Consider the following 15,451-nt stretch of genomic DNA (forward strand, 5'->3'; position numbering starts at 1 on the left):
CGACGCCGCCCTTTGGGGCGGCTTTTTGTGCGCCCAGCATGGGCGGGCGGCGTGATCTTGGAGGTGCGAGTCCTCCCATGAGTTGACCACGGCGAATGAAGCGAAGCATATCTGGGGCCATTCCTACTTGAGGTGTTCCGCAGTGGCTTGGATCGTTAGTCCATCCACCCCAGCACTGCCTTTGTTGGCTTTGACACGTCTTCATGCCTCTACCATGTTGGCTCCCGAGCGTCTGCTCTAACAGCTTCGCTCGTCCTGAACCGCCCTCTCCAGAACGCGCCAACCGTGTTTCATCGCAGACCGATTCTTGGGCGGCTTCACCTCCCATCCTTCCGGTCCGCCCCGACTCCTCGGGCTTCTGATGCCTTGCACTGCCAAGCGTCATGGTGTTTGGTTCTCCTCCTCGTTCGGCCCTTCTCCTTGCGGCTACTATGGCCTCGGCTGACTTCCCACTCCGGACTCGCATCCGTCTCCCTTTCAGGCATAAGGTGGGATCTCCCGGTGAGAACATGATCCTTCACTGCACAGTCGTCGGATTTACGCCACCTGAACTTTGACCACGAGAGCTTCTCGGTCGTTTGCCCGCTCGCCCTGCTCGGCATCGCCTTATATCCGATTCTTGTCCATCAACTCACAGTTTCGCTCCACACTTCCTCCCCACGCTCGGTCACCCTCACGCAGTTGTGCTTCGCTGCATTCGCCGTGGTCAACTCATGGGAGGACTCGCACCTCCAAGATCACGCCGCCCATGCTGCGCGCACAAAAAGCCGTCCCAAAGGGCGGCGTTGCGCGGAGAAAACACTGTTGAAAATAAATGGTAGAGCAAGTGATACGGTTTCGAACCAATTCTCCATGGCTTGTTGTAATGCAACACAAAGAAAAGTTTGAAGGCATCTTGCTTACCGATTGTCCAACTCAGCACCAAGCTATATGATTTTCAAATGCTTTTTGCGTCCACTCAAATTTGCCTCCCGAGAAGGGATGGCACCTGTGGATCCGGGTTCGAGTCCCGATTGGTCGGCAAGATGATGGGAGCGCAAACTTTTCAAACGTAAATAGAGAATCAGAGAATTTAGAGGGTATTTCTCCGATCAATGCCTATCGACGAATACCTCGTCCACCGAGTTGGCGAACAGGATGTTTTCGCCCCACGCACCGAGCAGTTCCAAATCCGCCGACCGCACCTTCTCGGTCACCCAATCCGGCGTCGAGCCAAACTTGCGGCGCATCTGTTTGAGCAGCATGGAAGCGGCTTCTTCCTGGCGGCCTTCCTGACGGCCTTCCTGACGGCCTTCCTGGCGGCCTTCCTGACGCCCATCCTGCAACCATGTATGTTTGTGCTGTTCGATTATTTCACGCGCGAAAAGAGACATCATTTCAAAATCCTCCTGTGGACAAACCTGGACGACGACATCTCGCACGACATCCTGATCCAGGTGTGGAAAGGTGGTAAACAGATAGAGCATGATCGGGATCAGAAGTTCCGGGGCATCGGCCAGAGCAGCGGCGATGCTCTCAAGTGCCGCCATTTGCTCTTCAGGGGTGCGGGTGCCATACTTCAATGCCATGAGGCCCGCTTTCAAACGGGTATTGCGGGCCAACTGCTCGTTGGGTATCGGGCCGAGGTCCGCAACGGTGAATGGGAAGTTGACCAGCCAAGGGCGCATTGCATCGTCCGTATCGATTAATGCAATGAATTCATTATGAATTTTCCACTCTTGCGCGCCATGATAAAGCACGAAAGGCACGATGGCCGGAAGCAGGGTCCATTCGGGATTTTTTCGATCCTGCTGCTCCAGGAAACGACTGCATCCCAGGAATAACTGCCAAGCGACCTTGCGATCTGGATAGCTCTTGTGCTCCATCAGGGTGTAGAAGAAGAGAGTTCGGCCGCTCAACGTTGTGGATCGGAACAGGCGGTCTGAATAATAGGGCTGCAACTCCTGGCTGACGAACGACCCAGGCTCCAGTTCGGGATTCTCGGGTGCCAGCAAGGCAACGATTTCCTGGGGCAGATACTCGCGCAGCAGGGCACCGGCGGTCTCTGGGTTGGAGACCAGTGCCTTGAATAGTCGATCATGAGGTTGGGACAGTTCGTTCATCCATCGTTCCTTGGTTTCAGGGCATTCTCGTCTGGCATGCCCTCCCGTGAGGTCGATAGCAGACCAGAGAAAATGGACGTTCGCGCATCATGACCGAGGATCCATTTTGAGCTTCTCCAACAGAGGTTTCAACTTATATTTTCGGGCATGTTTCTGAATCAGTTCGGCCAGCTCCCTCAGAAGATAACGAAACGGCGTGGCGCCATTCTCCGGGGGCGTCACCAGGACAAAAGCCCCGGCTTGTGTGCCCTGTTGACAGGATTGGCGCAGCCGGGCCAGCAGATGGCTTTTGCCGTTGCCGACCTCGCCGAGAATCAGAGCGGCCAGGGCTTCCCCAGGTGTGCGGGCGATCTGGTGGAACAGCCGCATCACCCCTTCGAAGGGGATATGGTTGATAGCCGGCACATCCACGCCGACCCGCTCCCAGGGGGAGCCGGCGGCCACCGAGGCCAGAGGATTGTCGCGGATCAGCCGCTCGCGCAGGCGTTCGGCTTTCATGGCCGGGACTCCAGCCAGTTGAGGGTGAGATAACGCATGCCGTTGCGGTCCATATACGTCCCTTCCAGCTCGCTGCGGGTCAGACGGGTCGGATCCCCCATGTTCAACAGGATCCGTTCGGCAGATTGCAGGCGCAACACGGTCTGATCAAAACGCTGCCGCTCCCAGCCCAGATGGGCGCGCAGACGATGGATGGCCACGAAATTCCGGCCCTGGCCGATCTCCAGAAAGGCTTGATGCAAGGCGGTCTCGTCATTCGGGAGTTGAGATAAAGCTGTCTGCTCGTCCGGGGGTTGGGATGTGGACACGGCTATCGAATCGGAGGGTTTTCTGGATCCGGATAGACGCAAGATCGGCGTGAAATCAGACTTCAAGCCGATGCAGAGGATCTCGCCGGACTCCAGAAGTCGCGTCAAGGCCGGAGCGACGCGCGCCTTGGGCATGGGCAGGTTCAAAGCCAGTTGCGCGGGGGTGAAGGTGGTCAAGCGCCTGGCCTTGTCGAGCAGAAAGGCCTCGTCTGGCAGGTTTATGGCCACATAGAGGGTGCGTCCCCCCTGGACCACACGGAAGGCATCGCCGCAATGGCTCTGCAACGCCGAACTCAGCACAGACACAGGATCGTTCAGGGAGACTCCGAGCGTGCGTGCCAAGGCTGCGCCAATCACCTTGAAGAACTCGTTTCGGGAGACGAATCGTTTGTCCCGGGCTTGCAGACGATCCGCAATGCGTTGCACGATCTGGGGATTCACGCTTAACACCGTTTCAGGATCGAAGGAGCGAACCGGCCACAACACACTCGGTTCAGGGGATGAAGGTCGGTTCCATTCTACCCTCCTGGGCAACCTCATGCCACGGCATTTTTCGTGACACGCCCCCCAAAGTGTCCAAAAGAAAGCGGCCCCATTGCCAGGCCGTTTGACAATGGGGCCAGAAGCGCACCGGGTGGTGAAATGGGATGGGAGAGAGATTACTTGGGGCCTCCTCAGAAAGCCCCTGCCGCAATCGTTGACCTCCCCGCTGGGAGTTGCAGGCGGTCGGTCAGGCCAACAGACCGATGGTGACTAGATCGGGCAAACCACAGCGCCAGGATCGCGGGTTGAAAGAGCATTCAGGCAGGTTCCACGATACGATCATCGCGCAGCATCACCACCCGTTCCCCAACCCAAAATCCCCCATACCCCCCGCCATCCCTAAAAATTCCCCCAACATCCCGGAATTCCCATTCTCCCTGTCGCGTCACACTACGCGGGGACGAGGTGAGCCTGAGTCAAAAAAATGACTTAGGAAAAAATATGCTTGACTCTTTTTGTGAAAATAGTTTAACATTTTTCCTCGAAAGAGTAGGGGTAATGAAACTGTTATAGACATTTTATGCGGTAAAACCGTGAGATAAAGTGGGCATTGTGTCCAATATTTTCCTTTTTATTTTCTATCAGTCGCTATATTTGAAACCTTCAGACTCACCGCAAGTGAGTCCGCAAGTTACGGTATCGACCTGTCCCGTGCAGAATAAAAAAACATTAGCGTTCACTGATAATGAACCCGTTTGACCGGTAACTTGGTTCACCCGCGGGCGAAGAAACGGTCAAACCTGGGTCTGGGCAAACAGGGAAAGGTGGAAACCGATCTTGATGTCACCGAAGTTTGGCGTGCTTTTATGCAACACTTCACTACTTCTTTAGGGAGGATTTTCCATGACGGACAAGCCGGATCAGAAGCATGCGGGAGCGCCTACCGAGGCACCCTCGAATCCCAATCTTATCGCCGATGCCACCAAGGCCGTGGCAGTGGACGTCGCCAAGACCGTTGCCGTTGACCTGGCCAAGTCGGTCTCAGTGGACGCCGCCAAGACCGTTGCCGTTGACCTGGCCAAGTCGGTCTCAGTGGACGCCGCCAAAACCGTTGCCGTTGACCTGGCCAAGTCGGTCTCAGTGGACGCCGCCAAAACCGTTGCCGTTGACGTGGCCAAGTCGGTCTCAGTGGACGCCGCCAAAACCGTTGCCGTTGACGTGGCCAAGTCGGTCTCAGCCGACATCGCCAAGGCCGTTGCCGTTGACGTGGCCAAGTCGGTCTCAGCCGACGTCGCCAAGTCCGTCGCCGTTGATCTGGCCAAGTCGGTCTCAGCCGACATCGCCAAGGCCGTCGCCGTTGACGTGGCCAAGTCGGTCTCAGCCGACGTCGCCAAGGCTGTCGCCGTCCAAGACGCCGTCAAGGCGGTGCTTGCGTCCCAGGATGCAACCAAGGTCATGGAACCCGACCTCGCCAAGGCCGTCAGCATTCAGGACGCCGTCAAGGCCGTGGTCGCGGCTCAGGATGTCGCCAAGGCTGTCGCCTTACCTGACCTCGCCAAGGCTGTCACCGTTCAGGACGCCGTCAAGGCCGTGCTGACTTCTCCAGATGTCACCAAGGCCGTCATTGACAGCGTTTCGAAGGCGTTGAAAGCCGCCGAACCATCGAAGGAATAAGGTAAAAGTTGACGGTTACGATAGGATATCATTCATGACCAAGATGGATGTGGTGTTGGTGCGCCCTTGGGCGCGCCAATATGTTCCACCAGGAACGATCGCTCAAGACCCCCTTGGGATTGGGTACTTGGCGGCGGTGCTACGGAGAGATGGCTACAAGGTCGGGGTGGTTGACGGACTGCTGTTCGGGTTCGACAACGAACAACTGATCGAAACCATAGCCACGTTTCAGCCGAAGCTGGTCGGCATCTCTCTCCACTCCTTCGCCGACTACCGTCCAGCCCTAGCCATTACAGAAGGGCTGAAGAAGCTGCATGAAGCGCCTTACTGCGTATGGGGCGGTGAGCACGCGACATTTCATGCTCACCGCATCCTTGAGCAACACCCTGTTGTTGATGCTGTTGTCCAGGGTGAAGGCGAGCTGACTATGCTTGATATGGTCGGTCAATTCCAGGACGGCCACCGCCCGGTTGTTGCCGGGGCTGTGACCCGCCAGGCCGACGGCACCATCTGTGACGGAGGCTTCCGTCCATCCATCGAAGACCTGGACGTCTTGCCCGATGCCGAAAAAGATGTGGTGGAAATGGCCTTAGTACTAGGCAAGCCAGTGGCTTTGTCGGTTCTGACTGGGCGAGGCTGCACGTCTAGTTGCAAGTTCTGTACGGCCAATACGTATTTCCGCTTAGGCGGTGGTACCGTCTGGCGTCGCAGAAGCCCCGAGCGGGTAGTCGAGGAGATTGAACGGCTGGTGCGGTCCTATATGGACCATTCCAACATCCATCCTGTGATCCAGTTTCAGGACGTGATTTTTCTAGGCACATCTCCTAAAGCGCGCGCTTGGGTTGACACTTTTCTCGATAAGCTTGAGCAGAAACAGCTCCGATTCCCCTTTTATTTCATGGCGCGTGCCGACGCGCTGTTGGCGAACGAAGACGTGATGCCGCGCCTAGTCAAAGCTGGGTTGCGCTCAGTGGAGATGGGAATCGAGAGCGGCGTCGACCGATTGCTCGAGCTGTACAACAAGCGCAACTCTGCCAAGGCCAACGAAGATGCCATCGAGTTGTTGCGCCGCCATGGGGTGGCCTATGATGCGAGCGGTTTTATCATGTTCGATCCTCGTATGACAGCCGCCGAATTGCTCATCAACGCATCGGCACTGTCTCGGTTTGGGCCAGCCACCTGGGATTTCTTCATGACCCGTCTGCAGCTCTATCCGGGCACAGAAGTCCGTGCCCAAATGATCGCCGATGGACTATTCCCATCTGACGCCGATATCGCGGACACATCGGGCTATGCCTTCTTGGACCCGGTAGTTGATGCTGTATCGCGGCATACCTTCCTGTATGATCCGGTGCTGAGAAAGCTTGATCGCTTGCTGCGCCAAGCCAAGGCGCTGTGTGCAGGCGCACACCGCGACGGACGTCCTGCTGGCAAGCTGGAACGGGCGGTTGAATTGACCCAGGAAGTCTACCGCAACCATTTTGCTGTCATGGTCAGCGAAGCAGAGGTTGGCCGATTGGAGGCGTCATTCCCGGTCATCCTAGGTAGATTCCTCGAGCAGGTGTGGAACGCGGTCGGCATTCTGGGGGCAATGTTGGACAGTGGGGATCCCGAGGCCGTGGATTTGAGCCCTCTGGCTCGTGTGCAGAATGTGCTTCAGCTTTCCACCATGGCTCCTGCTGACAGCGGGTGATGGCGATGATCGAGACCGTGGACGCATGCGAGGCAAGTCGACGTTGTCAGGGACTGCCTCTTGAACAGAGACTGCTCATCTTGGCTGACACCACCGCACCTCTCGCGCCGCACACCACTTTCCTTGCCAGCCAAGATGGGATCGCTGCCCGCTTCGACGGGTTCAATGTTCCGGTGATAGTCGCCGCGGGCAGAGAACCAGAACCACTGGGACAATTGATCGATCGGCTGCGGCGCCAAGATGAGGAATGTACGGTCTGCCTGCATGAAACGGTGCCCGTTCCGGCTTGGCTCGAGGCCGGGTTCGTATCCCGCGACACCTGGATGGTTCGCCCCACCCTTGGAGTCCAACGCAGAGGCAAGGCAGTCCCCCTGACCGACCCTGCCCAGTTGCTGGAGCTCTACAGGCAGGCCGGAACCGGCTTCTGGACGCCGCGGATGCTGAAGTTCGGCCATTACTGGGGCATTCTGGGGAGCGGCGGCGCGTTACTGGCCGCCGCTGGAGTTCACTTCATACTGCCGGATCGCAGTTACGCCCAACTTGGTGGCGTGGCGACTCTTCCATCCGAGCGGGGCCGGGGCTATGCCTCCACATGCATCACCAACGTACTTGCGGGCTTGGCGGAAACCAACATCCCCATCTGCGGCCTGTTCGCCGACCGTAGTGCCGAGCTGCTCCTGGGGTTCTACAGGCGTCTGGCCTTCGCGGTACAGGGACATTACCGTTTCTTCATGCTGAAACCGTGAACTGTCTCGGACCAACTGGAAAAGGACTAATCCACCGTTTATAATGTGTATCAACGGAGGAGACAGTCATGGAGCAAAAATATCGTAAGCGATTTAGTGATGCCGAGAAGGTGGTGATCTTGCGCATTGCGCCCAGCGACCGGCTGGAAGGACGGCAGCAGGAGATCTGGGATGCTCGTGACGGCAAACTCGAAGCCGCTCGGGCGGCCAGAGCAATGCGACGAAAGAGCAGCAATACCACTTTACAAAGCACCTTTCCTGACCCGGAAAACCAGGGAAAGAGCCAGGAGTGAATCAGGGGGGGAGTCCTTTTTCCGCTGAACCTAGACAATTCACCTCTGACCGAAAAGTTGAAAGTTCGCCCCTCCGATCTGTTCGTCCACGTCGATGAGCAGGGATCCCGATCCGCAGGCCGGATCACAGATCACAGATACGGTCTCCGGCTTCGGCGTCGATCCAGAGGTCTTGGAGAAGGCTCGTCGCAGGACGTTCTCGGCAGAATGCAAGCAACGGAATTCTGGAGAATTGTAGACCAGTGTGTTCAGCCAGGAGAGATCGGATCCCTAACCCAAAATCCTCCATAACCAACCGCCATTTCTCAAAAACCTCGTATCCCCCAACACCCCAGAATTTCCATTCTTCCCGTCGCATCACAGCGCAGCCAGATTTACTTGTTGACAATCAATTTCAATGTGTTACATTGTTTTCAGATGTTTGACTCGTCAACGATACCAAAGAAGGTGCCCTTCAAACCAATCGTTCGGGTAAACTCAGGTTTGGTTTGATGTTTTATTATCATACCGTGCGCCTTGGTTGTTTTCTGTTGCAAACATGTGCAGAATAAAGTAATTGCGTGATTTCGTCCATAAACGTTCAACAAAAGGATCAGAAGAGCATGGCAGGTCGTGAGACAGGAAAAGTGAAATGGTTCAATGACAGCAAGGGCTTTGGTTTCATTGAGCGCGATAATGGCAAAGGGGACGCATTCGTCCACCACTCAGCCATTGCGATGAGTGGTTTCAAGTCGCTTGCCGAGGGGCAAAAGGTGGAGTTTGACATCACGAAAGGCCAAAAGGGGGATCAGGCCTCCAACGTGACGCCCCTGTAACTTGCATGATGGGGGGAGAACCCCTACACCCTCCTTGCCATGGACTCTCTTCGGGTGTTCCATGGTGGGTCGGGGAGTGAATTCCGCCGTCTGGAGACAGACGGCGGACATTCCAGATGCAGAGGTTGATCGCTCGTTTTTTTTGTTGGCGTGATCCATGGAAACCCTGGCCATCATCGACTTCGAGACCACCGGACTCTCTCCTGGCGAGGGGGCGCGGGCCACGGAGATCGCGGCTGTTGTCCTGGAGAACGGCCAAATCGTCCGGCATTATCAGAGCCTGATGAATGCCGGCGTGCGGGTTCCCTTCTTCATCACCAATCTGACGGGCATCACCAACGAGATGGTGCGTTGCGCACCGCCCGCAGCCAAGGTCATGCAGGAGGTGGCCGATTTTGTGGGTGATCTTCCTTTGGTTGCCCACAACGCCTCCTTTGATCGCAAATTCTGGGATGCCGAATTGTCCCGAGTCGGACGTACCCGTCAGCAGGAATTTGCCTGCACCATGCTGGTGGCCAGGAGGGTTTATCCAACCGCGCCGAACCATAAACTGGGGACTCTGGCCGCCTTTGCACGGCTTCCCGACACCGGGAAAGCACACCGTGCCATGGCCGATACCGAAATGACCGCCCATTTGCTGTGCCACATGGAGGAGACTCTGATACAACGATTTCAGATCGGACATCTTTCCCATGCTTTGCTGCGCGTTTTGCAACGGGTCAAGGTTGCCGATCTCCAGTCAACCATCCGGAAACTCATCCGAGCCGCTTGAAAAAAAGCGCCCCGTGTGCCCCCGTCGCGCCCCGCCAAGCCCCCGCAACAGGCCTTGCCCATCAGAAAGAAAATGCGATACGGTGCAACCGGTTGCGTCAGGGTTTCGTCCAGGAATCAGGGGAAAATCCGGAACATCGCCATCCTCACTCTGACCGGCATCGTTTTGCCCATGGATCAGAGAAAATCCGAAAATCTTCCGGCTCTCGACCGTTCCATCCATGGGGCGACGTCTGGCGACCTCCATGCCCGCGCAACAGGCTTTGAACCTGCCCATGCCAAGCTCCGCGTTTCGGCTTCACGCCATCTTGGGCTGGTGAACGGATCGCCAAGGCCGATTCCTTCTGGTCGGAAAAGATAGAGCCTTCTGTTCGGGAGGAAAGGAGCAAGAGACGCGACGAGCCTTTGCGAACCAGATGGTCTGCTGTACCATGCAATCGATTGGCAGCCAAAGATCGCAGCGGCGGCGGTGCTTCAGGATCGCAACGATGTCGAACCGTTGATTGGCGTGGGCAACCCCATGATGAGATCTTGCGAACAGTCGGAGTCCGGTGTTTTTCTATCCAGAAAATGAAGAAAAGAAACAATGTCAGCAATGGAATCCGATTTGCCCGTTACCGATGAACTGCCGTCCGAGGAAACACCAGAACCGGTTCTCAACCGGAAATGGTATGCGGTACATACCAAACCGCGTCAGGAGTTGCTGGCACTCCAGAATTTAGAAAATCAGAAGTATCATTGCTTTCTGCCACGCATCCAGGTCAAGCGCATACGGCGGGGAAAATCGCAGCCAGTGATCGAACCGTTCTTCACCAGTTATCTGTTCATCCAGCTTGTTCTTGAGCAAACCAATATCGCTCCGATCCGTTCCACTCTGGGTGTGACCGGTCTGGTGCGGTTCGGCGGATATATCCCTCCGGTCAACGATGCATTGGTGGAGTCGCTGATCGCTCGTGCGGATGCCAACAGCATCCTGCCGTCCCCCGAACCCGCCGAATTTGCGCCCGGACAACATGTCTGGATTCAGGAGGGTCCATTGGCCGGATGCGAGGCGATTTTTCAGGCGCGTAACGGTCAGGAACGGGCCTTGCTGCTGATTCAGATCCTGGGAGACGCCACGCGGGTACAGGTGCCGATCTGCACGCTCGCGTCAAATGGCGCCAGAGCGTGTTGACATGACCGGATCCAGGTTCGGAAAATGGTCGTGAGAATGCGCGATTTTCGACAGGATCAATCAAGCCCTTTGTCCTTTCCAGGCCATCCGCTCCCGTGACCAGGATATCGATCTGCCGGATCCTCCTGCAAATCCAGAATGGTCAATGCGCCACCGTCGGGCGGCGGATCATACCTCAATCCTCAGCCCTGCCCATGTTACGTTTCTTCCAGTTTCCTGAGTCGATGCGACATCTCCCGGTTTCCGCGTCCGATCTTGTACAGACGGAACCCATCCTTGATTCCTTGCGAGAGCGCGTCATCTTTCCTCGGCTTGGTAAGAAACGTGTCAATCGCGCCACGGTTGACGGAATCGATGACCATGTTTGAGTTTCGTGTATGCTATCATGATCGTTTTCGCAGCTTGATGATTGAACAGATGACCGATCGACTCTTCTAAAGACTTGCAGGTTACAAAAGATTTCGCTTTTACATTGGGAACGGTGTATCAGTAGAATCATTCCGGTCATGCAAAGTGGTCAACGCATGGGAGGTTTCCATCCCGAAGACTGTGCGTATGCAGGCGTACACCGCAAACAGAAGACGTCTTTAATTGGAGGAGAACCGGACAATGGCAGCAAACGGGCGCGAATTGCGACGACAAACGGAATTGTGGTACAGTCAATCATTTGGGGAGCACGGTTTTTAGGCGCAGAGGCTGTATCCAAACGAAGAGTTGCTGCGTTTTTTGGGGAGGCGTTTTTTTTCCTGCACAACCCCCAACGAGCGTGCACGGATTCGTGTGCTGGAGATCGGCTGTGGCAGTTGCTCCAATTTGTGGATGGTGGCTCGAGAGGGGTTCGAGGCACACGGCATTGATCTGTCGTCCGAGGCCATCGAGCTTGGTCACCGGATGATGGCCCATTGGGGGGTCAGCGGAGAACTCAAAGTCGGCAGCATGACCGAGTTGCCCTACCCGGATGAGAGCATGGATGTCGTGCTGGATGTGTTTTCCTCCTATTGCCTGCCGGAGACCGATTTCAGGCAGTGCCTTGCGGAAGTGGTGAGGGTGCTTAAGCCGGGAGGACTGTTTTTTTCCTACAGCCCGTCCATGGCTTCGGATGCCTTCCGGAACCATGCGCCTGCCCGGAAAATCGATGAATACACTTTAGGAGGGATCCTCAGGACGACTTCTCCCTATTTCGGCAACGACCATCCCTTCCGGTTCATCAGCCCTGATCATTATCAGGAGGTGTTGACGGCTTGTGGTTTGGTGATGACCGATTGCGAACGGGTGGGCAGAAGCTATCGCCAGATGCAGGAGTATTTTGAATTCGTGGTCATCACCGCTTCACGGGGCTCGAACTGAAGCTGGTGATACCGCCCTGCATCGTGGTTGAAAACCCGTCACCACGGGCATGATCAGAACTGTTTTCGCATGCGCGGCCAAGGGCGCCATCTGGGATGGCGGTCAGTGAAAACGGCGCATCATCGCTGATACGCGGTCTGCGCCGGCGGAGGGGTTGGATGAAGAAACGACTTCGGCAGTTTTCTCCCACGAACGGTCGTCCCGCCAGGAAGGGTCTGTTCGCTCGGAAGAGACCGGTGAAACTGGGCTTGTTGTCCCCCCTGAGCGGCGTGGCGGCCATTTACGGGGATGAGCTCGTCCTTGCCGCCCGGATCGCGGTCATGGAGGTGAATGAACAGGGCGGCGTTCTGGGCAGACCCTTGCACCTGATCATCGAGGACGATGGCTGCCATCCGGAGATGGCCGTTCGGGCTGGGGAACGGTTGATCGATCAACACGGTTGCGTGGCGCTCGTCGGCAATCTGCTCTCCAATGCGCGCATCGCCGTGACCTATCGGGTCGCCGAGTCGCGGCGGGTTCCTCTGCTGAACTTCTCCTTCTACGAGGGGAGCATCTTCAGCCGCTATTTTTTCCATTTCGCGGCGTTGCCCAACCAGCAGATCGATCGGATGATCCCCTGGATGAAGGAGCGGTACGGACTGCGGATGTTCTTTGCCGGCAACGGTTATGAATGGCCGCGCGGTTCCATCGCAGCGGCCAAGGAGGTGTTGCTGCGCATCGGTGGCACGGTGTCTGGAGAGGAGTATTTGCCGATCTCGCTCACCCATGAGCAGATCGACCGATTGCTGCACCAACTGATGGAATCCGGTGCGGATGTGTTTGTGCCTTATTTTGTCGGCAGCGATCAGATGCGTCTTCTGACCCGTTTTTCCACGCTCGGACTCAAGAATCGAATCGCCGTGGTGATGGGACATTTCGACGAAAGGATGGCCAGTCATCTGCCCCCGGAGGTGCGGCAGGGATTTTATGCAAGCAATACTTATTTCATGTCTTTAAAAACTAAAGATAATATTGATTTTTTGAACAGACTTTCCAGAATGCCAAGGGTGCGCGGGATCTGGCCGGATGGCAATGGTATCGTGACCCATTTCGGCGAGGGGGTTTATCTGTGCGTGAAGGCTTTCGCCCAGGCGGTCAATCAGGTTGGCGAACTGGGTGTCGAATCGCTGGTGGAAGCCCTTGAGAACGTGTCGATCTCTTCACCTCAAGGGACGGTCCGCATGGATCCTGAAACCCATCACGCACGGGTGCAGACCTTTTTGACCCGGTGCGATGCGGCGGGACGATTCGAACTGATTCGCGAGTTCGGTCCGGTCGATCCGGTCATTCCGGAAAAATATGTCATGCACCAGGTCGATGTGCCGCTTGTGTGTCGGGACGATCAGCGGCTTCAGGCGCTCATGCTTGAGAACATGACCGAAGGGGTGTGCCTGGTGCGGGCCAGCGATGCCGCCATCGTTTACGTGAATCGGGGATTTGAGCGGTTGTTCGGGTATGCGCGCGGGGAGATCCTGGAGCGGAATATCGAGGTGATTTATGAACCGGTGCATGATGATTCGGTTTCCGAGGTTCGGCGGATCGCCACCTGTTTGCTGCACAAGGGGGAGTGGGTTGGGGAGACCCGCAACATCCGCAAGGATGGGACGCCGTTTTGGGGATATGTGTCGATCACCTCGCTGACCCATCCGGTGCATGGCGAGTTGTGGATGGTGATTTTGCAGGATATTTCCGAGAGGAAGCGCAACGAAGAGGCGTTGCGTGGCTATAAGGACACCCTTGAGGAGCAGGTTCGGCTTCGGACTCTGGCGCTTGAACGGGCGCGGGACGATGCCGAGGCCGCCGCACGCGCCAAGGAGAGTTTTCTGTTCAATATGAGTCATGAAATTCGCACCCCCATGAATGGTGTGCTGGGCATGGCCGACCTGATTTTAGAAACCTCATTGACCGAACAGCAACGCCATTATGTCAATACCATTCATCGATCGGGACGGTTGTTGCTGCGGATCATCAACGACATCCTGGATTTCGCCAAGATCCGGTCCGGACAGTTCCATCTGGAGATCATCTATTTCAGCCTCAACGACGTACTGAAGCACATTCGGGAACTTTTTGAGCAGCAGGCCAGCGCAAAGGGTTTGCATTTTCGGTTTCAGGTGCGTGCATCCCTTCCCGAGGGATTGCTTGGCGATCCGTATCGACTCGATCAGATCTTGTTCAACCTGCTGGGCAATGCCGTGAAGTTCACCGAAACCGGTTCGATCACGCTGTCGGTGGAGGTGGAGGAGGAGAGGGAGGTGGATCTGGTGTTGCGGTTTCTGATCGCCGATTCGGGTATCGGGATTTCTCCGGAGTACCTGGAGCGGATTTTTCAGTCGTTCTCGCAGGAGGATTCGTCGGTGGCGCGACGTTTTGGCGGAAGCGGACTCGGTTTGGCGATTTCCCGGCAACTGGTTTTGTTGATGAATGGTCGCTTGTGGGTGGAGAGCGCTCCGGGAGTTGGATCGACGTTCGGGTTCACGGCGCGTTTCGGCAAGATGCATCCTGGGATCATCCCTCGATCCGTGGACTGGAATCGGCTGGACGAGCCGGATTCGCGGGAGTCGGGCGTGTTCCTGGGTGGTTTGGAAGGGCGTATCCTGCTGGTTGAGGACAATGTTGTCAATCAGGAGGTGGCGCTGGCCGCGCTGCGACTGTTCGGGTGTGAGGTCACGGTGGAGGACAACGGACTCAGTGCCCTGGAGCGTTTGAAATCCGCTCCGGAGCAGTTTGATCTGATTCTCATGGATTGTGAAATGCCGATCATGGATGGCTTCGAAACGACCCGTCGCGTGCGTCAATGGGAGTTGGCGCACGCGCGTCCCCCCATGCCGATCGTGGCGTTGACGGCGCATGTGTTGCAGGAGAGTCGCCAGAAGTGTCTTGCATCGGGGATGAACGACCATCTGCGCAAGCCGTTCAGTTTGGGTGAATTGGGCGCCATGGTCAGGCATTGGCTGCCGCCCGTCGTCAGGGGTGAGCCTGTCGGAGATCCGGAACCGACGCAGGCGCTTCAGTCGGGAGATACGGGCGGGGTACTGGACGACGTGGCGCTGGAGCGGATCATGACCTTGGCCCGCAAAGGGGATTCGACTCTGCCCAGACGCATGGTCGCGCATTATATGGAACAAACGCGGGCACTCTTGGGGACTCTTTCGGAGGCGGTCGCGAAGGGGGATGGCGAGGCGGTGCGGGTGGCGGCCCATTCCCTGAAATCGTCGAGCCTGACCATGGGGGTCGTGGGGTTGGCGGCGATGGGGCGGGAGATGGAGGCGAACCATTCGGATCTGGAGCGGGTCGGACGTTGTGTGGCGGCATGCGCGCGTTTGTATGATCAGGCAGGGGAGGCTCTGAATGCTGTGTGTGGGGGTTGAAGACGGCGGGACCGGGGATGTCGGGCGATCTCTTCCGGATGAGCGTCCGCTTGTGAGGAGGGGGGGCGATCCTGTCGTGGTCGCGGTGTTTCAGCGGGTTTTTTCGGAGATTGTGTGCATTCGGGAGCGGTTTGTCG

The 15,451-nt window shown here is 56.7% G+C and carries 13 protein-coding genes; 9 read left to right on the forward strand and 4 right to left on the reverse strand.

The genetic code is table 11. The features are described 5' to 3' along the window. Positions 1-1,091: 1,091 nt before the first annotated feature. From ACOY6C_RS06445 to ACOY6C_RS06455, 3 genes are all read right to left on the reverse strand, one after another. Entirely contained in the window at positions 1,092-2,102 is a 1,011-nt protein-coding gene (locus ACOY6C_RS06445; protein WP_420904665.1) for an Rpn family recombination-promoting nuclease/putative transposase, read from the reverse strand. Positions 2,103-2,189: 87 nt separating this feature from the next. Further along, the gene (locus ACOY6C_RS06450) at positions 2,190-2,600 is read right to left on the reverse strand and encodes a hypothetical protein (protein WP_420904666.1); all 411 of its coding nucleotides are present in this window, start codon (positions 2,598-2,600) and stop codon (positions 2,190-2,192) included. Further along, positions 2,597-3,349: a hypothetical protein gene (locus ACOY6C_RS06455; RefSeq protein WP_420904667.1), complete on the reverse strand. Its 753-nt coding sequence runs from the start codon at positions 3,347-3,349 to the stop codon at positions 2,597-2,599. Before ACOY6C_RS06455 ends, ACOY6C_RS06450 begins: the two co-directional genes overlap by 4 nt. 945 nt (positions 3,350-4,294) lie before the next feature. Between ACOY6C_RS06455 and ACOY6C_RS06460 the strand changes: the two genes are divergently transcribed. The 4 genes from ACOY6C_RS06460 (at position 4,295) to ACOY6C_RS06475 (ending at position 7,797) form a co-directional block, all read left to right on the forward strand. Beyond that, positions 4,295-5,065: a hypothetical protein gene (locus ACOY6C_RS06460; protein ID WP_420904668.1), complete on the forward strand. Its 771-nt coding sequence runs from the start codon at positions 4,295-4,297 to the stop codon at positions 5,063-5,065. A 34-nt stretch (positions 5,066-5,099) separates the two neighbouring features. Beyond that, positions 5,100-6,758, forward strand: coding sequence for a B12-binding domain-containing radical SAM protein (locus ACOY6C_RS06465; RefSeq protein ID WP_420904669.1), 1,659 nt, complete (start codon positions 5,100-5,102; stop codon positions 6,756-6,758). Between the two features lie 5 nt (positions 6,759-6,763). Beyond that, on the forward strand, positions 6,764-7,504 hold the full coding sequence (locus ACOY6C_RS06470) for a GNAT family N-acetyltransferase (protein WP_420904670.1): 741 nt from the start codon (positions 6,764-6,766) through the stop codon (positions 7,502-7,504). Between the two features lie 68 nt (positions 7,505-7,572). After that, positions 7,573-7,797, forward strand: coding sequence for a hypothetical protein (locus tag ACOY6C_RS06475; RefSeq protein ID WP_420904671.1), 225 nt, complete (start codon positions 7,573-7,575; stop codon positions 7,795-7,797). Between the two features lie 39 nt (positions 7,798-7,836). Here ACOY6C_RS06475 and ACOY6C_RS06480 read toward each other — a convergent pair whose 3' ends face one another. Continuing rightward, positions 7,837-8,010: an N-6 DNA methylase gene (locus ACOY6C_RS06480; RefSeq protein WP_420904672.1), complete on the reverse strand. Its 174-nt coding sequence runs from the start codon at positions 8,008-8,010 to the stop codon at positions 7,837-7,839. 389 nt (positions 8,011-8,399) lie between these two features. Here ACOY6C_RS06480 and ACOY6C_RS06485 point away from each other — a divergent pair, with 389 nt between their 5' ends. The 5 genes from ACOY6C_RS06485 (at position 8,400) to ACOY6C_RS06505 (ending at position 15,314) form a co-directional block, all read left to right on the forward strand. After that, positions 8,400-8,612: a cold-shock protein gene (locus tag ACOY6C_RS06485; protein ID WP_420904673.1), complete on the forward strand. Its 213-nt coding sequence runs from the start codon at positions 8,400-8,402 to the stop codon at positions 8,610-8,612. Between the two features lie 157 nt (positions 8,613-8,769). Then, a complete protein-coding gene (locus tag ACOY6C_RS06490) occupies positions 8,770-9,384 on the forward strand; it encodes a 3'-5' exonuclease (protein ID WP_420904674.1) in 615 nt (204 codons plus the stop codon). Positions 9,385-9,990: 606 nt separating this feature from the next. After that, positions 9,991-10,557, forward strand: a complete 567-nt coding sequence (gene rfaH, locus ACOY6C_RS06495; protein ID WP_420904675.1) for a transcription/translation regulatory transformer protein RfaH — start codon at positions 9,991-9,993, stop codon at positions 10,555-10,557. A 726-nt stretch (positions 10,558-11,283) separates the two neighbouring features. After that, the gene (locus tag ACOY6C_RS06500; RefSeq protein ID WP_420906093.1) at positions 11,284-11,904 is read left to right on the forward strand and encodes a class I SAM-dependent methyltransferase; all 621 of its coding nucleotides are present in this window, start codon (positions 11,284-11,286) and stop codon (positions 11,902-11,904) included. A gap of 236 nt (positions 11,905-12,140) precedes the next feature. Continuing rightward, entirely contained in the window at positions 12,141-15,314 is a 3,174-nt protein-coding gene (locus tag ACOY6C_RS06505) for an ABC transporter substrate-binding protein (RefSeq protein WP_420904676.1), read from the forward strand. Positions 15,315-15,451 lie beyond the last annotated feature (137 nt).

It is taken from the genome of Candidatus Magnetaquiglobus chichijimensis (genome assembly GCF_045865675.1).
GTDB lineage: Bacteria > Pseudomonadota > Magnetococcia > Magnetococcales > Magnetaquicoccaceae > Magnetaquiglobus > Magnetaquiglobus chichijimensis.